The sequence below is a fragment of the Nonomuraea sp. NPDC049784 genome, from assembly GCF_040659615.1.
Lineage (GTDB): Bacteria > Actinomycetota > Actinomycetes > Streptosporangiales > Streptosporangiaceae > Nonomuraea.
In genome coordinates this window covers 1-23,289 of record NZ_JBFAMX010000023.1, presented here as the reverse complement: position 1 = coordinate 23,289, position 23,289 = coordinate 1, and the positions used below count along the sequence as shown (strand labels likewise).

The following is a 23,289-nucleotide window of genomic DNA, read 5'->3' as shown; positions in this document are numbered from 1 at the left end:
TGTGAGAGTTTACCCCACCTTCGCGCCCTACAGTCCCCGGCAGCGAAAGACCCGCCGAGGGAGAGATCCCGGCGGGCTTTCAGGGGGACAGAGGACTCAGTAGATGCGGTGCACCGGCCCGCAGTACGTGGACGGGCTCCCCCAGCAGGTGTACGTGTACAGCTTCTTGATCCCGTACTTCGACCAGGTCGCCTGGTACGAGCCGTCCCACCCCTGGTAGAACTTGTGCCAGCTGCCGCCGGAGTAGTACTTGAACCAGACGTACCCCTTCTTCGGGGTGGCCTCCTTGCCGTACCAGTGGGTGTAGACCTTGCCGTTCTGCTTCCAGGTCTTGCCGTAGGTGTAGGCCTTGTGGTTGCTCGAGTAGTACTTGCCCCAGCTGCTGATCGACCCGGTGGTCGACTGGGTGGCCGCCTGGGCGGCGGGGGCGACGGCGAGGCCGGTGACGGCGATCGAGCCGGCGAGGGCGGCGGCTGCGAGGACCTTGCGCATTTGGATTTCCTCCGTGAGTCGTGTTCTCGACACCACTCACGTTAGAAATCCAGACATATCCGTACTGCGGAGGAATGCACACAGTGCACTAGTGCACAAAGCCCTACCGGTGCTTCTTGGGCGGAGGACCGCCGAAGACGGTGCTGACCAGGAGGATGACGCCCCACGGGCCCATCACCCACAGCGGCCAGGGATAGATCACGTGCTCCGCCGTGATGCTCACGATCAGCCAGATCACCCAGTTGACGCCGCTGGCCGTGGCCCAGGCGCCCCAGGCGGCCTTCATGCCGGGATGCATGCCGCCGCGCCGCTCGGGGCTCTTGGACACCTTGGCGGGCGGGTGGCGCAGGTCCACGTCCGGCAGGTCGGACGTCAGCTTGGCCAGCTCCCCGTACGTCTTGCTCGTGTAGAGCTGTTCGAGCCGCTCGTTGAACTCGTCCATCGTGATGCGGCCCTGCGCGGCGTGCTCGCGGAGGATGGCGGCGACGCGGTCGCGATCGGCGTCGGAGGCTCGCATCTCGGGGCTGTTCGCCATCCCACCCACTCCCGGGGGTCAGTTCTGCAGTTGGGACAGGCGCTCTTTGCCCCCGTCCAGGGCGGTTAGCACCCAAGGACCATTATGTGTCACCGCGACGCTGTGTTCGAAGTGTGCGGAGTGCTTGCCGTCGATCGTCACCACGGTCCAGTCGTCGGCCAGCACGCGGGTGCGCTCGGTGCCCAGGTTCACCATGGGCTCGATCGCCAGGCACATGCCCTCTTCCAGCGCCGGGCCCCGGCCGGGCCTGCCGTGGTTGGCGATCCACGGGTCCATGTGCATCTCGGTGCCGATGCCGTGGCCGCCGTACTCCGGAGGGATGCCGTAGCGGCCCTGCGACTTGACGTACCGCTCCACCTCGTAGCCGATGTCGGAGAGGTTGCGGCCGATCTTCAGCGCGGCGATGCCGCGCCACATGGCCTCTTCCGTGATCCGCATCAGCTCGGTGAGCTTCGTGTCCACCTCGCCGACCGGGACGGTGACGGCCGAGTCGCCGTGCCAGCCGTCCAGGATCGCGCCGCAGTCGATCGAGATGATGTCGCCCTCGCACAGCTTGCGGGCGTTCGTCGGGATGCCGTGCACCACCTCGTGATTGACCGACGCGCAGATCGTCGCGGGAAAGCCCTGGTAGCCCTTGAACGACGGGACCGCTCCCTCGTCCCTGATCGCCTTCTCGGCGATGACGTCGAGGTCGAGCGGCGTCATGCCGGGCTCGACCGAGCGCCTGAGCAGGTCGAGCGTGCGCCCGACCACCAGGCCCGCCGCCCGCATCTTCTCCAGCTGCTCCTGCGACTTGATCTGGATGCCGTGTTTGTTGCGTTTGAACATCTTCTGCCCCCCTGGGTCACTCAACGGGCCACCTGGGAGCCCAATTCCCCCACAATAACCGCGAGGTGGCACGGAAACCCGTGCCACCTCCGCAAATCGGTCGTACTTGGTACTAACCCATGAACGGGCGGATCGCCTCCATGGCCCGCTGAGTGACCTCCTCGACCGGGCCCGTCGCGTCCACACCCACGAGAATGTCCTCGTCGGCGTAGTAGGAGACCAAGGGCGCCGTCTGCTCCTGGTAGACCTCCAGGCGATGCCTGACGGTCTCCTCCTTGTCGTCGTCACGCTGGAAGAGCGTGCCCCCGCACGCGTCGCACTTGTCGTCCTTCTTGTCGTCGAACTCGACGTGCCAGATACGGCCGCACTGGCTGCAGGTGCGCCGGCCCGCCAGCCGCCTGACCACCTCGTCGTCGTCGACGACGAGCTCGAGCACGAGGTCGAGCGCCAGGCCCCAGTCCTTGAGCATGTCGCGCAGGATCTCGGCCTGCGCCACGTTCCTCGGAAAGCCGTCGAGCAGGAACCCGTCCTGCGCGTCCTCCTCGCCCAGACGGTCACGGACCATGGCGATGGTGACCTCGTCGGGCACCAGGTCGCCACGGTCCATGTACGTCTTGGCCAGCTTGCCAAGCTCCGTGCCCCCCGAGACGTTGGCACGGAAAATGTCACCTGTCGAGATCTTCGGGATAGACAGGTTCGATGCGATGTACTGGGCCTGCGTCCCCTTACCCGCTCCGGGGGGCCCGACCAGAACGAGACGCACTACCGCAGGAAACCTTCGTAGTTACGCTGCTGCAGCTGGCTCTCGATCTGCTTAACGGTGTCCAGACCGACGCCTACCATGATCAGAATACTCGTCCCTCCGAACGGGAAGTTCTGGCTCGCACCGGACACCGCCAGCGCGATGATCGGGACCATGGCGATCAGACCCAGATAGAGCGAGCCCGGCGCGGTCAGACGAGTGAGCACGAAGTTCAGGTATTCAGCCGTCGGCCGGCCGGGGCGGATGCCCGGAATGAAACCACCGTACTTCTTCATGTTGTCGGCGACTTCAGTGGGGTTGAACGTAATGGACACGTAGAAGTACGTGAAGAAGATGATCAGCACGAAGAACGTGCCCATGTAGATCGGGGTGTCGCCCGTGGCCAGGTTCTGGGAGATCCAGCGGATAGCCGCGTTGTCGGTGGACTGGAAGAGCGACGTGAGCAGCTGCGGCAGGTAGAGCAGCGAGGACGCGAAGATGACCGGGATGATGCCGGCCTGGTTGACCTTCAGCGGGATGTACGTGGACGTGCCGCCGTACATCCTGCGCCCGACCATCCGCTTGGCGTACTGGACGGGGATGCGACGCTGCGCCTGCTCGACGAAGACCACCGCGGCGATCATGAAGATGCCGACGACCATGACCACCGTGAAGGTGAACTTGTTCGCCTGGAAGATGTTGGTCAGCTCGGACGGGAAGACCGCGACGACCTGCGTGAAGATCAGAATGGACATGCCGTTGCCGACGCCGCGGTCGGTGACGAGCTCACCGAGCCACATGATCACCGACGTGCCGGCGGTCATGATGACCACCATCGTGACGATCGAGAAGATGTTGTCGGGGTCGCGCAGGACGTCCTGCTGGCAGTTCGGGAAGAGCTGGCCGGTGCGGGCCAGCGCGATGAAGGCGGTCGACTGCAGGACGGCGAGCCCGATGGTCAGATAACGCGTATACTGCGTGATCTTGGCCTGGCCGGCCTGCCCCTCCTTCTTCAATGCCTCGAGGCGTGGAATCACGACGACGAGCAGCTGGAGAATGATGCTCGCGGTGATGTACGGCATGATGCCCAGCGCGAACACCGACAGCTTCAGGAGCGCACCACCGCTGAAAAGCTGCACCATCCCGTAGATGTTGCCGGCGGCTCCGTTACGGGCCTGCTCGAAACAGGCCGCGAGGTTCTGGACGTGAACTCCCGGAGTCGGAAGAACCGAGCCGAGACGGAAAAGCGCGATGATGCCCAGCGTGAAGAGCAACTTCTTGCGCAGGTCCGGTGTCCGGAACGCCCGGGTAAACGCGGTCAGCACGGTCCCTCCTGCGCGCCTTTACGGCGGTGTGAGTATGCGATGGTGCGGGGATCTGCCATCTCAAGTCTTAGGTCTAACGAGCCGGACAGAAGCCTGCCGTCTCGCGAACTCTAACGCACTACGGGCGTGGGGGCATTTGTCAAAGCCCCCACGCCGCGTAATAGCTCTTACAGCTCGGTAACGGAACCACCGGCAGCCGCGATCTTCTCCTTCGCGGAGGACGAGAAGGCGTGAGCCTGAACGTTCACCGCAACGGAGATCTCGCCGGTGCCGAGCACCTTCACGAGCTGGTTCTTACGGACAGCACCCTTGGCGACCAGCGCCTCGACGGTGACCTCGCCACCCTCGGGGAACAGCTCGCCGAGCCTGTCCAGGTTGACGACCTGGTAGGTCGTCTTGAACAGCGCGTTGGAGAAGCCCTTGAGCTTCGGCAGACGCCTCTGCAGCGGCACCTGGCCACCCTCGAAGCCGAGGGGGACCGTCGTACGGGCGTGGCTGCCCTTGGTGCCGCGACCGGCGGTCTTGCCCTTCGACGCCTCGCCACGACCCTTGCGGATCTTGGCCTTGTTGGCGCCGGGGGCGGGACGCAGGTCGTGAATCTTGAGCGGAGCCTTGTCAGTCATGACTAGTCGACCTCTTCCACCTCGACGAGGTGCGTCACCACGGAGACCATCCCGCGAATCTCGGGCCGGTCCTCCTTGACGACGACGTCGCCGATTCGCTTCAGGCCAAGCGAACGCAGCGAGTCACGCTGGTTCTGCTTGCCACCGATCTTCGAGCGAACCTGAGTGATCTTCAGGCGTGCCATGACTAGCTCACCGCCTTCGCGGCCGCCGCCTCGGCGAGACCCTCGCGCTGAGCCTTCAGCATCCGGGCCGGGGCGACGTCCTCGATCGGCAGGCCACGGCGGGCGGCGATCTCCTCGGGCCGCGAGAGGCCCTTCAGAGCCGCCACGGTGGCGTGCACGATGTTGATCGGGTTGTCGGAGCCGAGCGACTTCGACAGCACGTCGTGGATGCCGGCGCACTCCAGCACCGCACGCACCGGACCGCCGGCGATGACGCCGGTACCGGCCGAGGCCGGACGCAGGAAGACGACACCGGCCGCCTCCTCGCCCTGCACGGTGTGCGGGATGGTGCCCTGGATCCGAGGCACCTTGAAGAAGTGCTTCTTGGCCTCTTCGACGCCCTTGGCGATGGCCGCGGGCACTTCCTTGGCCTTGCCGTAGCCGACGCCGACCAGGCCGTTGCCGTCACCGACGACGACGAGGGCGGTGAAGCTGAAGCGACGACCACCCTTCACGACCTTGGCCACTCGGTTGATCTTCACTACGCGCTCGATGTACGAGACGCCCTTGTCGGCGGCGCCACCGCGGCGATCGTCACGACGGTCCCGCCGCTCGCCACCGGTGCCGCCACCGCGACGCGGAGCTGCAGCCATCAGTGGTTCCTCTTCTCAGTTGCCATCAGAACTCGAGCCCGCCTTCGCGGGCGCTGTCCGCCAGAGCCGCGATACGGCCGGCGTAGCGGTTGCCACCGCGGTCGAAGACGACCTTGGTGATCCCGGCTTCCTTGGCCCGCTGAGCGAGGAGCTCGCCGACCTTCTTCGCCTTCTCGGTCTTGTCCGCCTCCAGCGTGCGCAGCGCCGCGTCCATGGTGGACGCGCTCACCAGCGTGTGGCCGACGGAGTCGTCCACGATCTGGACGAACATGTGACGCGTCGAGCGGTTGACGACCAGGCGCGGACGCTCGGCCGTACCGACGACGAACTTGCGGACGCGGCGGTGACGGCGGGCCCGCGAGACGGTGCGGGCAGCCGTGTGCTTGCTGAACGCAGTCTTCGGAGCCATGCCTACTTACCAGCCTTTCCGACCTTGCGGCGGATCTGTTCTCCCTGGTAGCGCACGCCCTTGCCCTTGTACGGGTCGGGCTTGCGCAGCTTGCGGATGTTGGCCGCGACCTCGCCGACCTTCTGCTTGTCGATGCCGTCCACGTGGAACAGGGTCGGCTTCTCGACGCGGAAGGTGACGCCCTCGGGGGCGTCCACGATGACCGGGTGGCTGAAGCCCAGTGAGAACTCCAGCTGCGTCGGGCCCTTGGCCTGGACGCGGTAACCGACTCCGACGATCTCCAGGGACTTGGAGTACCCCTGGGTGACGCCCTGCACCATGTTGGCGATCAGCGTCCTGGACAGGCCGTGCAGCGCACGGACCTTGTTCTCGTCGTTCGGGCGGGCGACGGCGATGGCGCCGTCCTCGTCACGAGCGACCGTGATGGGGTCGGCGACCCTGTGATTGAGCGTGCCCTTCGGGCCCTTGACCTGGACATCCTGACCGTCGATCGTGATGTCTACGCCGCCGGGCACAGGGATGGGCAGCCGTCCGATTCGCGACATGCTGTGTTCCTCCCCTCTACCAGACGTAGGCGAGGACTTCCCCGCCCACACCACGCTTGCCGGCCTGCTTGTCGGTCATGAGCCCGGCGGACGTCGAGATGATCGCGACGCCCAGCCCGCCCAGGACTCGAGGCAGATTGTCCTTCTTCGCATAAACCCGCAGACCGGGCTTGGAAACCCGGCGCAGGCCCGCGAGCGAACGCTCACGGGTAGGCCCGAACTTGAGCTCCACCACGAGGTTCTTACCAACCTTGGCGTCTTCGACGCTCCAGGACTGGATGTAACCCTCCTGCTGGAGGATCTCGGCGATGTGCGCCTTGATCTTCGAGTACGGCATCGTCACGCTGTCGTGGTATGCCGAATTCGCGTTACGCAGACGTGTCAGCATGTCTGCGATCGGGTCGGTCATCGTCATGGCCAGTGGCCTTCCTCGCCGCGGTTTCCAGTCGGCCAAGCAGCGTTCATGGTCGAGTCCGCCTCAGCTCGCCCCAGGGGGCCGCTTCGGCTACCTCTCCGTGCTCTGCCGGTGGACCTTCGGCGTGGTCACGGACGCGGGTGCGTCCTTTTCCTACATGAATATGTGTGGCGGGCGATCACCCCAAGGGGCGACTCGAGGCCGCCCCTTAGGTTATCTACCAGCTCGACTTGGTGATGCCGGGCAGCTCGCCCCGGTGCGCCATCTCGCGGAAGCACACGCGGCAGAGCCCGAACTTGCGGTAGACGGCGCGCGGCCGGCCACAACGCGAGCACCGGGTGTACGCCCGGACCTCGAACTTCTGCTTGCGCCCCGCCTTGGCGATCAGCGACTTCTTCGCCATTGGATCAGGCCTCCTTGAAGGGGAAGCCGAGGAGCTTCAGCAGCGCCCGGCCCTGGTCGTCGTTCGTCGCGGTGGTCACGATCGTGATGTCCATGCCCCGCGGACGGTCCACCTTGTCCTGGTCGACCTCGTGGAACATGACCTGCTCGGTCAGACCGAACGTGTAGTTGCCGTTGCCGTCGAACTGCTTGGGCGACAGGCCGCGGAAGTCCCTGATACGGGGCAGGGCCAGCGCCAGCAGCCGGTCGAGGAACTCCCACATGCGGTCGCCGCGCAGCGTGACGTGCGCACCGATCGGCATGCCCTCGCGCAGCTTGAACTGGGCGATGGACTTGCGCGCCCGGACGACGGCCGGCTTCTGGCCGGTGATCACGGTGAGGTCGCGGACGGCACCTTCGATGAGCTTGGAGTCGCGAGCCGCCTCGCCGACGCCCATGTTGACCTTGATCTTGGTCAGCGCGGGGATCTGCATGACGTTCTCGATGCCGAACTGCTCGCGAAGCTGGGCCGCGATCTCCTCGCGGTACTTCGTCTTGAGTCGCGGCGTCGGGCGCTCGGTCTCAGTGGTCGTGGCAGTCATCAGCTGTCCTCACCCGTCTCGTCGGCCTTCTTCTCGTCGGCCTTCTTGTCGGCGGGCTTCTCGTCCTTGAGCTTCTTCACGTTCGAAACGTGGATCGGAGCCTCCATGGTCTGCACGCCGCCGGTCTTGGCGCCGCGCGGACCCTGGTGGGTCTCCTTCGTGTGCTTCTTGATCATGTTGACGCCCTCGACCACCACGCGGTCCTCGCGCGGGAGCGCGGCGATGACGCGACCCTTGGCACCCTTGTCCTTGCCGGCGATGACCTGAACCAGGTCACCCTTCTTCACGGACAGCTTCGACATCACAGCACCTCCGGAGCGAGCGAGATGATGCGCATGAACTTCTTGTCACGCAGCTCACGGCCGACCGGGCCGAAGATACGAGTGCCGCGAGGGTCACCGCTGTCCTTGATGATGACGGCGGCGTTCTCGTCGAAGCGGATGTAGGAGCCGTCGGGCCGGCGGCGCTCCTTGACCGTGCGGACGACGACGGCCTTGACCACGTCGCCCTTCTTGACGCCCGTGCTGCCGGGCAGCGCGTCCTTGACAGTGGCGACGATGACGTCGCCGATACCGGCGTAGCGTCGGCCCGAGCCGCCGAGCACACGGATGCAAAGGATTTCCTTCGCCCCTGTGTTGTCGGCGACCTTGAGCCGCGACTCCTGCTGGATCACGTTGAACTCCTGTTAGTCGCGCCGGTTCTCATTTCTGAGCCTGGCGGAACCTGTCGTTGTCTTGTTCCCACGGCCACAGCCCTCCTCAGAGAGCCGCACCGCAGGCGACGCGAGGCCGTTGGCCCCGCGTCCTTGGACGCCGTCATGGGGGCTCTGAGAGCCCCCACGAGGCGCGGTATATGTCGAGAGGGCTTACTTGGCCTTCTCGAGGATCTCCACGACCCTCCACCGCTTGGTGGCGGAGAGGGGGCGGGTCTCCATGAGCAGCACGCGGTCACCCACGCCACAGGCGTTGGCCTCGTCGTGCGCCTTGTACTTGGTCGTACGGCGGATGACCTTGCCGTACAGACGGTGCTTGACGCGGTCCTCGACGGCGACGACGACGGTCTTGTCCATCTTGTCGCTCACGACGAGGCCCTCACGAACCTTGCGGAAGTTCCGCTGGTTCGCCGTCTCGGTGGTCTCGGTGGTCTCGGTCTCAGCCATCGCTCGTCTCCTTCTCGACCGTGACGATGCCCAGCTCGCGCTCGCGCATCACGGTGTAGATACGGGCGATCTCGCGGCGGACGGCGCGCAGCCGCCCGTGGCTCTCCAACTGACCGGTCGCCGCCTGGAAGCGGAGGTTGAACAGCTCCTCCTTCGCCTCCTTCAGCTTCTGGACGAGGGTGTCCTCGTCCTCGAGCCGCAGCTCGCCGGCGGTCAGGCCCTTAGCCATCACGCCTCACCCACTTCACGCTTAACGATCTTGCACTTCATCGGGAGCTTGTGGATCGCACGCTGAAGCGCCTCGCGGGCGATCGGCTCCGCCACGCCGGACAGCTCGAACATCACGCGTCCGGGCTTGACGTTGGCGATCCACCACTCCGGCGAACCCTTACCGGAACCCATGCGGGTCTCGGCAGGCTTCTTGGTGAGCGGACGGTCGGGGTAGATGTTGATCCACACCTTGCCGCCACGGCGGATGTGACGGGTCATGGCGATACGTGCGGACTCGATCTGGCGGTTGGTCACGTAGGAGTGCTCAATCGCCTGGATGCCGAACTCGCCGAACGTGACCCTGGTGCCGCCCTTGGCGGCTCCGCTGCGGTCGGGCCGGTGCTGCTTGCGGTGCTTGACCCTGCGCGGGATCAGCATGGTCAGCTCCCTTCAGCACCCGGCTGCGCAGCCGGGCCGGTCTCGGGGGCGGCCTGCGAGGCCGCCTCAGTGCGGGGGGCGCGGTCGCCACGACCGCCACCACGACGGGGACGGTCACCGCCACCACGACGCGGACGGTCGCCGCCGCCACCACGACGGTCGTCACGCTCGCGACGCTGGCCGGCACGGGCGCCGGCAGCGGCCGCCTCGCGCTCGGCGCGGCTGGTCGGAGCCTCGCCCTTGTAGATCCAGACCTTCACGCCGATGCGGCCGAAGGTCGTGCGGGCCTCGTAGAAGCCGTAGTCGATGTCCGCGCGGAGCGTGTGCAGCGGCACACGGCCCTCGCGGTAGAACTCCGACCTCGACATCTCAGCGCCGCCCAGACGGCCGGAGCACTGGACACGGATGCCCTTGGCGCCCGACTTCATGGCGGACTGCATCGCCTTGCGCATGGCACGGCGGAACGAGACACGGCTGGACAGCTGCTCGGCCACGCCCTGCGCGACGAGCTGCGCGTCAATCTCCGGGTTCTTGACCTCGAGGATGTTGAGCTGAACCTGCTTCTTGGTCAGCTTCTCCAGGTCGCCACGGATACGGTCCGCCTCGGCGCCGCGGCGGCCGATCACGATGCCGGGACGCGCGGTGTGGATGTCCACCTGCACGCGGTCCGTCGTGCGCTCGATCTCGACCTTGGAGATGCCGGCCCGCTCCATGCCCTTCTGCAGCATGCGGCGGATCGCCACGTCCTCGGCGACGTACGACTTGTACAGCTTGTCGGCGTACCACCGGCTCTTGAAGTCGGTCGTGATGCCGAGGCGGAACCCGTGCGGGTTAACCTTCTGGCCCACTATCGGGTCCTTCCCTTCGGCTCGCGGGACTCCACGATCACAGTGATGTGGCTCGTCCGCTTGTTGATCCGATAGGCACGACCCTGTGCACGCGGACGGAACCGCTTCAGCGTCGGGCCCTCGTCGACCCATGCCCGGCTGACGACGAGCGTCTGCGGGTCGAGGTCGAAGTTGTGCTCCGCGTTCGCCATGGCGCTGCTGAGCACCTTGTAGATCGGCTCGCTCGCCGACTGGGGAGCGAACTGCAGCACGGCCTGCGCCTCCGAAGCGGGCAGCCCGCGAATGAGGTCCACCACACGGCGGGCCTTCTGGGGCGTGACGCGGACGAACCGCGCCTGAGCCCTGGCTTCCATCGCTTTCTCCTACTTCCGGGACGCTTACCGCCGGCTGCGGCGGTCTTCCTTGACGTGGCTGCGGAACGTCCGCGTGGGAGCGAACTCTCCGAGCTTGTGGCCGATCATCGACTCGGTGATGAAGACCGGGACGTGCTTGCGGCCGTCGTGCACGGCGATCGTGTGCCCGAGCATGTCGGGAACGATCATGGAGCGCCGCGACCACGTCTTGATGACGTTCTTGGTGCCCTTCTCGTTCTGGACGTCGACCTTCTTCTGAAGGTGATCGTCCACGAAGGGACCCTTCTTAAGGCTACGTGGCATTTCGGCTGCTCCTACCGCTTCTTCCTCTTGCTCCGACGCCGGATGATCAGCCGGTCGCTGGCCTTGTTGGCCTGACGGGTGCGGCCCTCGGGCTTGCCCTTCGGGTTCACCGGGTGGCGACCACCAGAGGTCTTGCCCTCACCACCACCGTGCGGGTGGTCGACGGGGTTCATCGCGACACCGCGAACGGTCGGGCGCTTGCCCTTCCACCGCATACGGCCGGCCTTGCCCCAGTTGATGTTGGCCTGCTCGGCGTTGCCGACCTGGCCGACCGTCGCCCGGCAGCGCACGTCGACCATGCGCATTTCACCGGACGGCATACGCAGGGTGGCGTACTGGCCTTCCTTGGCGAGCAGCTGGATCTGAGCGCCCGCGGAGCGGCCGAGCTTGGCGCCGCCGCCCGGACGGAGCTCCACCGCGTGGATGAAGGTACCGGTCGGGATGTTGCGCAGCGGCAGGCAGTTGCCCGGCTTGATGTCGGCAGCGGGGCCGTTCTCGATTCGGTCGCCCTGCTTGAGGCCCGTCGGCGCGATGATGTAGCGCTTCTCGCCATCGGCGTAGTGGAGCAGAGCGATATTGGCGGTGCGGTTCGGGTCGTACTCGATGTGAGCGACCTTGGCCGGGATGCCGTCCTTGTCATGCCTACGGAAGTCAATGATCCGGTAGGCGCGCTTGTGACCGCCGCCCTGGTGGCGAGCGGTGACTCGGCCGTGTACGTTGCGGCCGCCCTTGCTGTGAAGGGGCGCAAGCAGCGACTTCTCAGGCGTGCTGCGGGTGATCTCGGAGAAGTCCGAGACACTCGACCCGCGGCGACCCGGAGTCGTCGGCTTGTACTTACGGATGCCCATCTTTTTCGTTCATCCTTCGTCGGTTACATGGGTGAGCCCGCCGCACCGAAGTGCGACGGTCTCAGCCCCGCGGGCCTAGCGGCCCGCTCACTATCTATGGCTGCTAGCCGATCTGACCGAAGATGTCGATCCGATCGCCCTCGACCAGGCTCACAATCGCGCGCTTGGTGTCGGGACGCTTGCCGTAACCGGTACGGGTACGCTTGCGCTTGCCCTGCCGGTTGATCGTGTTCACGCTGGTGACCTTGACCCCGAAGATCTGCTCGACGGCGATCTTGACCTGGGTCTTGTTCGCGGTCTTCTTCACCAGGAACGTGTACTTGTTGTTCTCATCGATCAGGCCGTAACTCTTCTCAGAGACGACCGGCTTGATGATGATGTCGCGCGGGTCGGCGATCTTCTCCATCAGGCCTCTTCCTTCCCGCTGTTGCTCAGGCGAGCGATGACCTGGTCATACGCCTCCTGGGTGAAGACCACGTCGTCGGCCACGAGCACGTCGTACGTGTTGAGCTGCCCGGCGTCCAGCAGGTGGACCTCAGGCGCGTTGCGCAGGCTCAGCCAGGTCAGCTCGTCGGCCTCGTCGACCACGACGAGGACGCGCGGAGCCTGGGTGACCTTGCGCAGCGCCTCGAGGGCGGCCTTGGTCTTGGGCGTCTCGCCTGCGATCAGCGAGCTGACCACGTGGACGCGGCCGCCGCCGGCCCGGTCGGAGAGGGCCCCGCGCAGAGCGGCGACCTTCATCTTCTTGGGCGTGCGCTGGGAGTAGTCGCGCGGCACGGGGCCGTGGACGGTGCCACCGCCGGTGAACTGCGGCGCACGGGTCGAGCCCTGGCGGGCGCGACCGGTGCCCTTCTGGCGGTACGGCTTCTTGCCACCGCCGGAGACCTCACCGCGGGTCTTGGCCTTGTGCGTGCCCTGCCGGCGAGCGGCGAGCTGGGCCACGACCACCTGGTGGATCAGCGGCACGTTGACCTTGGCGCCGAACACGTCGTCCGGCAGCTCTACGGTGCCGGCCTTCGCCCCGCTCGCGTCGAGGACGTCAATGGTGGTGCTCACTTGGCAGCCCCCTTCTTGGCAGAGGTGCGGACGAGGACCAGGCTGCCGTTGGCGCCGGGGATCGCACCCTTGATCAGGATGAGACCCTTCTCGACGTCGACGGAGTGAACCTTGAGGCTCTGCACAGTGGTGCGGACGTTACCCATCCGACCAGCCATGCGCAGACCCTTGAAAACGCGGCCCGGGGTGGCGCAGCCACCGATGGAACCCGGCGAACGATGCTTGCGCTGCGTACCGTGCGACGCGCCCAGACCACCGAAGCCGTGCCGCTTCATGACACCGGCGAAGCCCTTGCCCTTGCTCTTGCCCGTCACGTCGACGAACTGGCCGGCCTCGAAGGTGTCGGCCAGCAGCTCCTGGCCCAGGGTGTAGTCGTTCGCGTCGTCGGTGCGGATCTCCGCGAAGTAACGGCGCGGGGTGATGTCGTGCTTACGCAGGTAGTCGCCGAGCGGCTTGTTGACCTTCCTGGGGTCGACCTGCCCGAAGCCGAGCTGAACGGCGGAGTAGCCGTCCTTCTCAGGAGTGCGGACGCGGGTCACCACGCACGGACCGGCCTCGACCACGGTCACCGGAACCATCCGGTTGTCCGCGTCGAAGACCTGGGTCATGCCGAGCTTCTTGCCCAGGACGCCCTTGATCGTCTTAGCCATGTCAGTGCGTTCCCTCAGAGCTTGATCGAAATGTCGACACCCGCGGGGAGGTCGAGCCGCATGAGCGAGTCAACCGTCTTGGGGGTCGGGTCGATGATGTCAATCAGCCGCTTGTGCGTGCGCATCTCGAAGTGCTCGCGGCTGTCCTTGTACTTGTGCGGCGAGCGGATGACGCAGTACACGTTCTTCTCGGTCGGCAGCGGCACCGGGCCCGCGACCTTCGCGCCAGTCCGCGTCACCGTCTCGACGATCTTCTTGGCCGAGCTGTCGATGACCTCGTGGTCATAGGCCTTAAGCCGGATGCGGATCTTCTGTCCCGCCATAGTGGCCTCGGTGTCCTTCGCTGTCGTCTGAAAAAGTATCGTGCGGCCTTTTGCCGCTGTATTGGTGCAGGTCGAAGCCTGCGTGACCCCACGAGGCAGACACAGTCGATCTGCCATTTCTTCCGTGATCCGGCAGTGACTTCGGTCACTCGGCCGAAGCAACTGCTGGATCACGGCGCTATCCGTGAGGCTCGAACGTGGTTCGGCGGTCGGCTCCGAGACTCGGGGCCGACCGCCGCCCCGACGGTCTAGCTACTTGATGATCTTCGTGACCCGACCGGCGCCGACGGTGCGGCCACCCTCACGGATCGCGAACTTGAGGCCTTCCTCCATGGCGATGGGCTGGATCAGCTCAACGCGCATTTCGGTGTTGTCGCCCGGCATGACCATTTCCGTGCCCTCGGGGAGGTTCACGACGCCGGTCACGTCAGTCGTACGGAAGTAGAACTGCGGGCGGTAGTTGTTGAAGAACGGCGTGTGGCGGCCGCCCTCGTCCTTGGACAGGATGTAGACCTGGCCGGTGAACTCGGTGTGCGGCGTCGTCGTGCCCGGCTTGATGATGCACTGGCCGCGCTCGACGTCGTCGCGCTTGATGCCACGGAGCAGCAGGGCGGCGTTGTCGCCGGCGTGACCCTCGTCGAGCATCTTGTTGAACATCTCGATGCTGGTGACGGTGGTGGTCGTCTTCTCCGGCTTGATGCCGATGATGTCGACCTGCTCGTTGACCTTGACGATGCCGCGCTCGATACGACCGGTGACAACGGTGCCGCGACCGGTGATCGAGAAGACGTCCTCGACCGGCATGAGGAACGGCTTCTCCGTGTCACGCGGAGGCTCGGGCACGTTCTCGTCCACGGCGTTCATCAGCTCGACGATGCTGTCGGCCCACTTCTCGTCGCCCTCAAGAGCCTTGAGCGCGGAGACGCGGACGACGGGCAGGTCGTCGCCGGGGAACTCCTGAGCGGACAGGAGCTCACGGACCTCAAGCTCGACGAGCTCGAGGATCTCCTCGTCGTCGACCATGTCGGCCTTGTTGAGGGCCACGACGATGTAGGGAACGCCGACCTGGCGGGCCAGGAGGACGTGCTCCTTCGTCTGCGGCATCGGGCCGTCGGTGGCGGCGACCACCAGGATGGCGCCGTCCATCTGAGCGGCACCGGTGATCATGTTCTTCACGTAGTCGGCGTGACCGGGGCAGTCAACGTGAGCGTAGTGACGCTTCTCGGTCTGGTACTCGACGTGCGCGATCGAGATCGTGATGCCGCGAGCCTTCTCCTCGGGCGCCTTGTCGATCTTGTCGAACGGGGTCGCCTTGTTCAGCTCGGGGTAACGGTCGTGAAGCACCTTGGTGATCGCCGCGGTCAGCGTGGTCTTGCCGTGGTCGATGTGTCCAATGGTGCCGATGTTCATGTGCGGCTTAGTCCGCTCGAACTTGGCCTTGCCCACTGGTTCTCTCCTTGAGAATCTGACTGACTTTCGTCTACACACTCGGGCCCGGGAACTCCCGAACCCCTTGGCGGCGGGGTGGCTCACACCACCCCACCAGGGACCCCAGGACTATTCGCCCCGGGCCCCTCGGCAGCGGGGCGACGATCTCCGCCGAGCCCAGCCACCTCGGGACCTGGAGTTATTCGCCCCGGGCCTTCGCGACGATCTCCTTGGCGATGCCCGGAGGCACCTCCGAGTAGGAGTCGAACTGCATGCTGTAGCTCGCGCGCCCCTGCGTCTTGCTACGCAGGTCACCCACGTAGCCGAACATCTCAGACAGCGGCACGAGCGCCGTGACGACACGGGCGCCGGCCCGCTCGTCCATGGACTGGATCTGCCCGCGGCGACCGTTGAGGTCACCGATGACGTCACCCATGTAGTCCTCGGGCGTGGTGACCTCAACGGCCATCATCGGCTCGAGAAGCACTGCGTCGGCCTTGCGCGCGGCCTCCTTGAAGGCCATCGAGCCGGCGATCTTGAACGCCATCTCAGAGGAGTCGACGTCGTGCGCGGCACCGTCGATGAGCGTCACCTTCACGCCCACCATCGGGTAGCCGGCCAGCACGCCGAACTCGGCGGCCTCCTGAGCACCCGCGTCGACCGAGGGGATGTACTCCCTCGGCACACGGCCGCCCGTGACCTTGTTCTCGAACTCGTAACCGTCGTTGCCCTCACCCAGCGGCTCGAGGTTGATGATCACCCGCGCGAACTGGCCGGAACCACCGGTCTGCTTCTTGTGGGTGTAGTCGAGCTTCTCCACCTTGCGGCGGATGGTCTCGCGGTAGGCCACCTGCGGACGGCCGACGTTGGCCTCGACCTTGAACTCGCGACGCATACGGTCGACGAGGATCTCCAGGTGAAGCTCGCCCATGCCCCAGATGACCGTCTGACCGGTCTCTTCGTCGCGGCGCACCTGGAAGGACGGGTCCTCCTCGGCCAGCCGCTGAATGGCAGTCGACAACTTCTCCTGGTCGCCCTTGGTCTTGGGCTCGATCGCGACGTTGATGACCGGAGCCGGGAACGTCATCGACTCGAGCACGACCTGGTTCGACGGGTCGGACAGCGTGTCGCCGGTCGTGGTGTCCTTCAGACCCATGACCGCGACGATCTGGCCGGCGATCGCCGTCGGGCGCTCCTCGCGCTTGTTGGCGTGCATCTGGTAGATCTTGCCGATCCGCTCCTTCTTACCCTTCACAGAGTTGACGACCTGTGAACCGGTCTCGAGCGTGCCCGAGTAGATGCGGATGTAGGTGAGCTTGCCCAGGTGCGGGTCGCTGGCGATCTTGAAGGCCAGAGCGGAGAACGGCTCGGTCGGGTCGGCGTGCCGCTCGACGACCTTGTCCTCGTTGCCGACCGCGTGGCCCTTGAAGGCCGGGATGTCGGTCGGCGCGGGGAGGAAGGCGACGATCGCGTCGAGCAGGGGCTGAACGCCCTTGTTCTTGAACGCCGTGCCGCACAGCACCGGGTTGATGGCGCTGGACAGCGTCGCGCGGCGGATGGCCGCGATCAGCTGCTCCTCGGTGGGCTCGACGCCCTCGAGGAAGAGCTCCATCAGCTCGTCGTCGTTCTCGGCGACCGTCTCGATGAGGCGGTCACGCCACTCGCGAGCGGCCTCGGCGTGGTCGGCCGGGATGTCGACGGTGTCGTACATCTCGCCCTTGGCCGCCTCGGCGCTCCAGATGTAGCCCTTCATCTTGATGAGGTCGATGACGCCCTTGAAGTCGGCCTCAACGCCCCACGGAAGCTGGACGACAGCCGGGGTCGCACCCAGACGGCTGATCATCATCTCGACGCAGCGGTGGAACTCCGCGCCGACCCGGTCCATCTTGTTCACGAAGCAGATGCGGGGGACGTCGTAGCGGTCAGCCTGGCGCCACACCGTCTCCGACTGCGGCTCGACACCCGCCACGCCGTCGAACACGGCGACGGCACCGTCGAGGACGCGGAGCGAACGCTCCACCTCGATGGTGAAGTCGACGTGACCCGGAGTGTCGATGATGTTGATGGTGTGACCGAGCCACTCACAGGTCGTCGCGGCAGACGTGATCGTGATGCCGCGCTCCTGCTCCTGCTCCATCCAGTCCATCGTGGCAGCGCCCTCGTGGACCTCACCGATCTTGTAGTTGATACCGGTGTAGAACAGGATGCGCTCGGTCGTGGTGGTCTTGCCCGCGTCGATATGGGCCATGATCCCAATGTTGCGGACCTTGGCCAGGTCAAGAGCGGTCGTGGTGGCCACTTCTCTCGCGTCCTCGTCGTCTCGTCGGATCCACTACCAGCGGTAGTGGGCGAAGGCCTTGTTGGACTCGGCCATCTTGTGGGTGTCCTCGCGCTTCTTGACGCTCGCCCCAAGGCCGTTGCTGGCGTCGAGGAGCTCGTTCATGAGGCGCTCAGTCATGGTCTTCTCGCGGCGGGCGCGGGAGTACTGCACCAGCCAGCGCAGGGCCAGGGTGGTGCTGCGCGCGGCGCGCACCTCGACCGGCACCTGGTAGGTCGCGCCACCGACGCGACGGCTGCGGACCTCGAGGGTCGGCTTGACGTTGTCAAGCGCGCGCTTCAGGGTGACGACCGGGTCGTTGCCGGTCTTGTCCCTGCAGCCCTCGAGGGCGCCGTAGACGATCGACTGCGCGATGGAGCGCTTGCCGTCCAGAAGCACCTTGTTGATCAGGGCGGTCACCAGCGGCGAGCTGTAAACCGGGTCAGACATGAGCTGACGACGGCCAGGAGAACCCTTACGAGGCATTGTTAGCTCTTCTCCTTCTTCGCGCCGTAGCGGCTACGGGCCTGCTTGCGGTTGCGGACACCCTGGGTGTCGAGCGAACCGCGGATGATCTTGTAGCGAACACCAGGCAGGTCCTTCACACGACCGCCACGCACGAGCACGATGGAGTGCTCCTGCAGGTTGTGACCCACACCGGGGATGTAGGCCGTGACCTCAATGCCGTTCGTGAGCCGAACGCGGGCCACCTTGCGCAGTGCCGAGTTGGGCTTCTTCGGGGTCGTGGTGTAAACGCGCTGGCACACGCCGCGCCGCTGCGGACTCCCCTTGAGGGCAGGAGTCTTGGTCTTGGAGACCTTGTCCTGCCGGCCCTTGCGGACCAACTGCTGAATAGTGGGCACTGCCACTCCGTTTCGTGCCTTGGCCGGTGCTACGTCAGTTGTGGTGCATTTCGCAGGTGCTGCCGGTGTCATGACCTGCTGATTGTTTCTCGACTCGGCGCCCCCGCGCTCGGGCGTGTCGCGCTGTTCACGCAGACGTCCCGCGAGGTTTACGAGCCAGGAAGCCGTCCTACGCCCGTAATGAGCGCACGGTCGAGAGCCCGCATAGAGACGGGCACGATGCACAAGACTACCCAGGCCCATGCGACACGTCAAAACGGCGCGACAAAGCGGACAAGCCTTGCCACTCCATACCGCTGGGGCCTACTTCATCCAGCCCATCTACAGCTCCGGACGCCATGATATCGGGCCACCCGACCACTCCGCACGACGTTCCCAAACCCTCCTGCGCCCTTCCCAAACCCTCCCTACGCCGGCGCGGCGGCCATCGGGCGTAATCGGGACCTACCGACGTTTCGCGGGGCCCCATGCGCCCGCACAACGGCCCCCACGCACAGCGAGGCCAGCGGGTGGAACGGCGGCGGGAGGGGGAACGGCGGAGCTCAGCGCAACGAGCACGACGGGAAACCACGGAGCCGGTCAACGATGCGCCGTTACGGCGGCCGGCCGGTGAAGGTCAGTAGGCGTCTCCTGGAGGGCCCTCAGCCCCGTACGGCGGGTGGCGCCACGGTGGCGCAGCCGTAACGGATAGGGCCGGAGAAAGCAGTGCGCCCGGGCCTCTGTAAGACAGGGCCCGGGCGCGCTACGGCGACCTAGTAGGGCATCACCGGTTGTACTGGCCGAAGTCGTATTCCTCGAGAGGAACCGCCTCGCCGCTGCCGGTGCCGAAGGTGTAGTCGGCGGCGGAGCCGTCGTAGCCACCCACGGTGTACATGGCGGCCTTCGCCTCTTCGGTCGGCTCGACCCGGATGTTCCGGTACTGCGGCATGCCGGTGCCGGCCGGGATGAGCTTACCGATGATGACGTTCTCCTTCAGGCCCAGCAGCGAGTCGGACTTGGCGTGGATCGCCGCGTCCGTCAGCACCCTGGTCGTCTCCTGGAAGGAGGCCGCCGACAGCCACGACTCGGTGGCCAGCGACGCCTTCGTGATGCCCATGAGCACCGGACGACCGGCGGCCGGCGAGCCGCCCTCCGCCACCGTCTCGCGGTTCATCAGCTCGAAGCGCGGCCGCTCCACGAGCTCGCCGGGCAGCAGGTCGGTGTCACCGGACTCCAGCACGTTCACGCGCTTGAGCATCTGCCGCACGATGATCTCGATGTGCTTGTCGTGGATCGACACACCCTGCGACCGGTAGACCTGCTGGACCTCCGCCACCAGGTGCAGCTGCACGGCCCGCGGGCCGAGGATGCGCAGCACCTCGTTGGGGTTGACCGCACCGGCGACGAGCTGCTGCCCGACCGTGACCCGCTGACCGTCCTGCACGAGCAGGCGCGAGCGCATCGACACCGGGTAGGCGATCTCTTCCGAGCCGTCGTCCGGAGTGATGACGATCTTCCTGGTCTTGTCGGTCTCGTCGATGCGGGCCCGGCCCTCGGCCTCGGAGATCGGGGCGACACCCTTGGGGATGCGCGCCTCGAACAGCTCCGTGACACGGGGCAGACCGTGGGTGATGTCGGCGCCGGCCACACCACCGGTGTGGAACGTACGCATGGTCAGCTGCGTGCCGGGCTCACCGATCGACTGGGCGGCGATGATGCCGACCGCCTCGCCGACGTCCACGAGCTTGCCGGTGGCCAGCGAGCGGCCGTAGCAGGTCGCGCAGACACCGATCTTGGCCTCGCAGACGAGCGCGCTACGGGTGCGCACGGTCTCGACGCCGGCCTCGACCAGCTTGGTCACGTGAATGTCGTTGATGTCGACACCCGCCGCCGCGATGACCTTGCCGTCGACCTCGACGTCCTCGGCCAGGATGCGGCCGTGCACGTTGGACTCGGCGTTCTCGGCCTTGACCAGGTTGCCCGACCCGTCGCGCTCACCCACGTGCAGCGGGACCGCACGGTCGGTGCCGCAGTCGATCTCGCGCACGATGACGTCCTGCGCCACGTCCACCAGACGACGGGTCAGGTAACCCGAGTCGGCGGTACGCAGAGCGGTGTCGGCCAGACCCTTCCGCTGACCGTGGGTTGAGATGAAGTACTCCAGCACCGACAGGCCCTCGCGGAACGAGGCCTTGATCGGCCGCGGGATCGTCTCACCCTTGGTGTTGGACACCAGGCCGCGGATGCCGGCGATCTGCCGGACCTGCATCTTGTTACCACGGGCGCCGGAGTTGACCATCATCCAGACCGGGTTGGTCGCCGGGAAGGCGTTGACCATGTCGGTCTCGACGTCGGCCGTCGCGTGCGTCCAGATCTCGATGAGCTCCTGACGGCGCTCCTCGTCGGTGATCAGACCGCGCTCGTACTCACGCTGGACCTTGTCGGCCCGGCGCTCGTAGTTTTCCATGATGTCGGTCTTGTTCGGGGGCGCGACGACGTCCTCGATCGAGATCGTGACACCGGAGCGCGTCGCCCAGCGGAAGCCGGCGTCCTTGAGCGCGTCGAGCGACGCGGCGACCTCGATCTTGGGGTAGGTCTCCGCCAGCTCGTTCACGATCGTGGACAGCTGCTTCTTGCCGACCTGGAAGTCGACGAACGGGTAGCTGTCGGGCAGCGTCTGGTTGAACAGGCACCGGCCGAACGTCGTCTCCAGCCTGATCGGGTCGCCCTGCTCCCAGCCCTCGGGCGCAACCCACTCGCGCGGCGGCAGAACGTCCTTCAGCCGGATCTGGATCTTCGCCTGAATCTCCAGCTCGCGGCGGTCGAAGGCCATCTGCGCCTCGGCGATCGAGCCGAACACACGGCCTTCGCCCTGCGCGCCCTCCTTCATGGTGGTCAGCCAGTAGAGGCCGATGACCATGTCCTGGGTGGGCATCGTCACGGGCTTGCCGTCGGCCGGCTTGAGGATGTTGTTGGTCGAGAGCATCAGGATGCGTGCCTCGGCCTGGGCCTCAGCCGACAGCGGCAGGTGCACGGCCATCTGGTCGCCGTCGAAGTCCGCGTTGAACGCGGTGCAGACGAGCGGGTGGATCTGGATGGCCTTGCCCTCGACCAGCTGCGGCTCGAACGCCTGGATGCCCAGGCGGTGGAGCGTCGGAGCACGGTTGAGCAGCACCGGGTGCTCGGTGATGACCTCTTCGAGCACGTCCCACACCACGGGGCGGGCGCGCTCGACCATCCGCTTGGCCGACTTGATGTTCTGGGCGTGGTTGAGGTCAACCAGCCGCTTCATCACGAACGGCTTGAACAGCTCCAGCGCCATCTGCTTGGGCAGACCGCACTGGTGCAGCTTGAGCTGCGGACCGACGACGATGACCGAACGGCCGGAGTAGTCGACTCGCTTGCCCAGCAGGTTCTGGCGGAAACGGCCCTGCTTACCCTTGAGCATGTCGCTCAGGGACTTCAGCGGCCTGTTGCCGGGACCGGTGACCGGGCGACCGCGGCGGCCGTTGTCGAACAGCGCGTCGACGGCCTCCTGCAGCATCCGCTTCTCGTTGTTCACGATGATCTCGGGCGCGCCGAGGTCGAGAAGCCTCTTGAGGCGGTTGTTGCGGTTGATGACCCGGCGGTAGAGGTCGTTGAGGTCGGAGGTCGCGAACCGGCCACCGTCGAGCTGCACCATCGGGCGCAGGTCCGGCGGGATGACCGGGATGCAGTCGAGCACCATGCCGCGCGGCGAGTTGGTGGTGTTGAGGAACGCCGACACGACCTTGAGCCGCTTGAGCGCACGGGCCTTCTTCTGGCCCTTGCCGCTGCGGATGGTCTCGCGCAGGTTCTCGGCCTCGGCGTCGAGGTCGAAGGAGATCAAGCGGTCCTGGATCGCCTGCGCGCCCATGCCGCCCTTGAAGTAGCGGCCGAAGCGGTCGCGCATCTCGCGGTAGAGCAGCTCGTCGCCCTCGAGGTCCTGGACCTTGAGGTTCTTGAAGCGGCTCCAGACCTCCTCGAGCCGGTCCAGCTCACGCTGGGCCCGGTCGCGGAGCTGACGCATCTCGCGCTCGGCGCCCTCGCGGACCTTGCGGCGCTGGTCGCCCTTGGCGCCGGCCGCCTCGAGCTCGGCCAGGTCGCCCTCGAGCTTCTTCTGCCTGGCCTCGACGTCGGCGTCGCGGCGCTGCTCGATGTGCTGCCGCTCGACGGAGATCTTCGCCTCCAGCGAGGGCAGGTCACGCTCACGCATCTCGGTGTCGACATGCGTGATCATGTACGCCGCGAAGTAGATGACCTTCTCCAGGTCCTTCGGGGCGAGGTCGAGCAGGTAGCCGAGGCGCGACGGGACGCCCTTGAAGTACCAGATGTGCGTGACCGGCGCGGCCAGCTCGATGTGGCCCATCCGCTCGCGGCGCACCTTGGCGCGAGTCACCTCGACGCCACAGCGCTCACAGATGATGCCCTTGAACCGGACGCGCTTGTACTTGCCGCAGTAGCACTCCCAGTCGCGGGTCGGACCGAAGATCTTCTCGCAGAAGAGTCCGTCCTTTTCCGGCTTGAGGGTGCGGTAGTTGATGGTCTCGGGCTTCTTCACCTCGCCGTGCGACCACTGACGGATGTCGTCGGCCGTCGCGAGGCCGATCCTGAGCTCGTCGAAGAAGTTGACGTCTAGCATTTTGTGCGATCTCCCCCTCAGACTTCTTCCACGCTGCTCGGCTCACGCCGGGACAGATCGATGCCGAGCTCTTCCGCGGCGCGGAAGACGTCCTCGTCGGTGTCGCGCATCTCGATGGACATGCCGTCGCTGGAGAGCAC

Annotated in this window: 31 protein-coding genes; all 31 read right to left on the bottom strand. The window is 66.0% G+C overall.

The window, feature by feature from the left end:
* Nucleotides 1-96: 96 nt before the first annotated feature.
* On the bottom strand, nucleotides 97-492 hold the full coding sequence (locus tag AB0J09_RS08705) for a hypothetical protein (RefSeq protein ID WP_360687312.1): 396 nt from the start codon (nucleotides 490-492) through the stop codon (nucleotides 97-99).
* Between the two features lie 103 nt (nucleotides 493-595).
* The gene (locus AB0J09_RS08700; RefSeq protein ID WP_360687309.1) at nucleotides 596-1,027 is read right to left on the bottom strand and encodes a DUF1707 domain-containing protein; all 432 of its coding nucleotides are present in this window, start codon (nucleotides 1,025-1,027) and stop codon (nucleotides 596-598) included.
* 18 nt (nucleotides 1,028-1,045) lie between these two features.
* Entirely contained in the window at nucleotides 1,046-1,855 is an 810-nt protein-coding gene (gene map / locus AB0J09_RS08695; RefSeq protein ID WP_360687386.1) for a type I methionyl aminopeptidase, read from the bottom strand.
* Nucleotides 1,856-1,967: 112 nt separating this feature from the next.
* On the bottom strand, nucleotides 1,968-2,618 hold the full coding sequence (locus AB0J09_RS08690) for an adenylate kinase (RefSeq protein WP_360687306.1): 651 nt from the start codon (nucleotides 2,616-2,618) through the stop codon (nucleotides 1,968-1,970).
* The gene (secY, locus tag AB0J09_RS08685) at nucleotides 2,618-3,922 is read right to left on the bottom strand and encodes a preprotein translocase subunit SecY (RefSeq protein WP_360687303.1); all 1,305 of its coding nucleotides are present in this window, start codon (nucleotides 3,920-3,922) and stop codon (nucleotides 2,618-2,620) included. The genes AB0J09_RS08690 and secY overlap by 1 nt, the downstream gene beginning before the upstream one ends.
* Nucleotides 3,923-4,089: 167 nt before the next feature.
* Entirely contained in the window at nucleotides 4,090-4,545 is a 456-nt protein-coding gene (gene rplO / locus AB0J09_RS08680; protein ID WP_357616913.1) for a 50S ribosomal protein L15, read from the bottom strand.
* A 2-nt stretch (nucleotides 4,546-4,547) separates the two neighbouring features.
* Complete coding sequence (gene rpmD, locus AB0J09_RS08675) at nucleotides 4,548-4,730, bottom strand: 50S ribosomal protein L30 (RefSeq protein WP_080043226.1); 183 nt, start codon at nucleotides 4,728-4,730, stop codon at nucleotides 4,548-4,550.
* Between the two features lie 2 nt (nucleotides 4,731-4,732).
* Nucleotides 4,733-5,362: a 30S ribosomal protein S5 gene (gene rpsE, locus AB0J09_RS08670; protein ID WP_091090115.1), complete on the bottom strand. Its 630-nt coding sequence runs from the start codon at nucleotides 5,360-5,362 to the stop codon at nucleotides 4,733-4,735.
* Between the two features lie 25 nt (nucleotides 5,363-5,387).
* The gene (rplR, locus tag AB0J09_RS08665) at nucleotides 5,388-5,771 is read right to left on the bottom strand and encodes a 50S ribosomal protein L18 (RefSeq protein WP_185070632.1); all 384 of its coding nucleotides are present in this window, start codon (nucleotides 5,769-5,771) and stop codon (nucleotides 5,388-5,390) included.
* A gap of 2 nt (nucleotides 5,772-5,773) precedes the next feature.
* Nucleotides 5,774-6,316, bottom strand: coding sequence for a 50S ribosomal protein L6 (rplF, locus tag AB0J09_RS08660; protein ID WP_360687298.1), 543 nt, complete (start codon nucleotides 6,314-6,316; stop codon nucleotides 5,774-5,776).
* Nucleotides 6,317-6,332: 16 nt separating this feature from the next.
* Entirely contained in the window at nucleotides 6,333-6,731 is a 399-nt protein-coding gene (rpsH, locus tag AB0J09_RS08655) for a 30S ribosomal protein S8 (protein ID WP_360687295.1), read from the bottom strand.
* Nucleotides 6,732-6,948: 217 nt separating this feature from the next.
* A complete protein-coding gene (locus AB0J09_RS08650) occupies nucleotides 6,949-7,134 on the bottom strand; it encodes a type Z 30S ribosomal protein S14 (protein WP_020542298.1) in 186 nt (61 codons plus the stop codon).
* Between the two features lie 4 nt (nucleotides 7,135-7,138).
* Nucleotides 7,139-7,714 (bottom strand): 50S ribosomal protein L5, encoded by a 576-nt coding sequence (rplE, locus tag AB0J09_RS08645; RefSeq protein ID WP_125644668.1) that lies wholly within the window; start codon nucleotides 7,712-7,714, stop codon nucleotides 7,139-7,141.
* Nucleotides 7,714-8,007 (bottom strand): 50S ribosomal protein L24, encoded by a 294-nt coding sequence (gene rplX / locus AB0J09_RS08640; protein ID WP_360687383.1) that lies wholly within the window; start codon nucleotides 8,005-8,007, stop codon nucleotides 7,714-7,716. Before rplX ends, rplE begins: the two co-directional genes overlap by 1 nt.
* 8 nt (nucleotides 8,008-8,015) lie before the next feature.
* The gene (rplN, locus tag AB0J09_RS08635; RefSeq protein WP_043623452.1) at nucleotides 8,016-8,387 is read right to left on the bottom strand and encodes a 50S ribosomal protein L14; all 372 of its coding nucleotides are present in this window, start codon (nucleotides 8,385-8,387) and stop codon (nucleotides 8,016-8,018) included.
* 192 nt (nucleotides 8,388-8,579) lie between these two features.
* Nucleotides 8,580-8,873, bottom strand: a complete 294-nt coding sequence (gene rpsQ / locus AB0J09_RS08630) for a 30S ribosomal protein S17 (RefSeq protein ID WP_360687291.1) — start codon at nucleotides 8,871-8,873, stop codon at nucleotides 8,580-8,582.
* Nucleotides 8,866-9,102, bottom strand: a complete 237-nt coding sequence (gene rpmC / locus AB0J09_RS08625; protein WP_106253417.1) for a 50S ribosomal protein L29 — start codon at nucleotides 9,100-9,102, stop codon at nucleotides 8,866-8,868. The genes rpsQ and rpmC overlap by 8 nt, the downstream gene beginning before the upstream one ends.
* Nucleotides 9,102-9,521 carry a 50S ribosomal protein L16 gene (gene rplP, locus AB0J09_RS08620; protein ID WP_344997584.1) on the bottom strand — a complete coding sequence of 140 codons (420 nt, stop codon included), beginning with the start codon at nucleotides 9,519-9,521 and terminating at the stop codon, nucleotides 9,102-9,104. Before rplP ends, rpmC begins: the two co-directional genes overlap by 1 nt.
* Before the next feature lie 2 nt (nucleotides 9,522-9,523).
* Nucleotides 9,524-10,369, bottom strand: a complete 846-nt coding sequence (gene rpsC, locus AB0J09_RS08615) for a 30S ribosomal protein S3 (RefSeq protein WP_185070622.1) — start codon at nucleotides 10,367-10,369, stop codon at nucleotides 9,524-9,526.
* Nucleotides 10,369-10,722, bottom strand: coding sequence for a 50S ribosomal protein L22 (gene rplV / locus AB0J09_RS08610; protein WP_020542306.1), 354 nt, complete (start codon nucleotides 10,720-10,722; stop codon nucleotides 10,369-10,371). Before rplV ends, rpsC begins: the two co-directional genes overlap by 1 nt.
* Nucleotides 10,723-10,746: 24 nt before the next feature.
* On the bottom strand, nucleotides 10,747-11,025 hold the full coding sequence (rpsS, locus tag AB0J09_RS08605; protein ID WP_026214153.1) for a 30S ribosomal protein S19: 279 nt from the start codon (nucleotides 11,023-11,025) through the stop codon (nucleotides 10,747-10,749).
* 11 nt (nucleotides 11,026-11,036) lie between these two features.
* On the bottom strand, nucleotides 11,037-11,873 hold the full coding sequence (gene rplB / locus AB0J09_RS08600; RefSeq protein ID WP_080043237.1) for a 50S ribosomal protein L2: 837 nt from the start codon (nucleotides 11,871-11,873) through the stop codon (nucleotides 11,037-11,039).
* A 103-nt stretch (nucleotides 11,874-11,976) separates the two neighbouring features.
* The gene (gene rplW / locus AB0J09_RS08595; protein WP_080043238.1) at nucleotides 11,977-12,279 is read right to left on the bottom strand and encodes a 50S ribosomal protein L23; all 303 of its coding nucleotides are present in this window, start codon (nucleotides 12,277-12,279) and stop codon (nucleotides 11,977-11,979) included.
* Nucleotides 12,279-12,929 carry a 50S ribosomal protein L4 gene (rplD, locus tag AB0J09_RS08590; RefSeq protein WP_360687282.1) on the bottom strand — a complete coding sequence of 217 codons (651 nt, stop codon included), beginning with the start codon at nucleotides 12,927-12,929 and terminating at the stop codon, nucleotides 12,279-12,281. The genes rplW and rplD overlap by 1 nt, the downstream gene beginning before the upstream one ends.
* Entirely contained in the window at nucleotides 12,926-13,579 is a 654-nt protein-coding gene (gene rplC, locus AB0J09_RS08585) for a 50S ribosomal protein L3 (RefSeq protein ID WP_360687279.1), read from the bottom strand. Before rplC ends, rplD begins: the two co-directional genes overlap by 4 nt.
* A 14-nt stretch (nucleotides 13,580-13,593) precedes the next feature.
* Entirely contained in the window at nucleotides 13,594-13,902 is a 309-nt protein-coding gene (gene rpsJ, locus AB0J09_RS08580) for a 30S ribosomal protein S10 (protein WP_012887830.1), read from the bottom strand.
* A gap of 252 nt (nucleotides 13,903-14,154) precedes the next feature.
* Nucleotides 14,155-15,348, bottom strand: coding sequence for an elongation factor Tu (gene tuf / locus AB0J09_RS08575; protein WP_360687276.1), 1,194 nt, complete (start codon nucleotides 15,346-15,348; stop codon nucleotides 14,155-14,157).
* A 181-nt stretch (nucleotides 15,349-15,529) separates the two neighbouring features.
* Nucleotides 15,530-17,629, bottom strand: a complete 2,100-nt coding sequence (fusA, locus tag AB0J09_RS08570) for an elongation factor G (RefSeq protein ID WP_360687273.1) — start codon at nucleotides 17,627-17,629, stop codon at nucleotides 15,530-15,532.
* A 33-nt stretch (nucleotides 17,630-17,662) separates the two neighbouring features.
* A complete protein-coding gene (rpsG, locus tag AB0J09_RS08565) occupies nucleotides 17,663-18,133 on the bottom strand; it encodes a 30S ribosomal protein S7 (protein WP_138670613.1) in 471 nt (156 codons plus the stop codon).
* Between the two features lie 2 nt (nucleotides 18,134-18,135).
* Nucleotides 18,136-18,510: a 30S ribosomal protein S12 gene (gene rpsL / locus AB0J09_RS08560; RefSeq protein WP_020542315.1), complete on the bottom strand. Its 375-nt coding sequence runs from the start codon at nucleotides 18,508-18,510 to the stop codon at nucleotides 18,136-18,138.
* A gap of 763 nt (nucleotides 18,511-19,273) precedes the next feature.
* The gene (locus AB0J09_RS08555; protein WP_360687268.1) at nucleotides 19,274-23,149 is read right to left on the bottom strand and encodes a DNA-directed RNA polymerase subunit beta'; all 3,876 of its coding nucleotides are present in this window, start codon (nucleotides 23,147-23,149) and stop codon (nucleotides 19,274-19,276) included.
* Nucleotides 23,150-23,289: the final 140 nt, after the last annotated feature.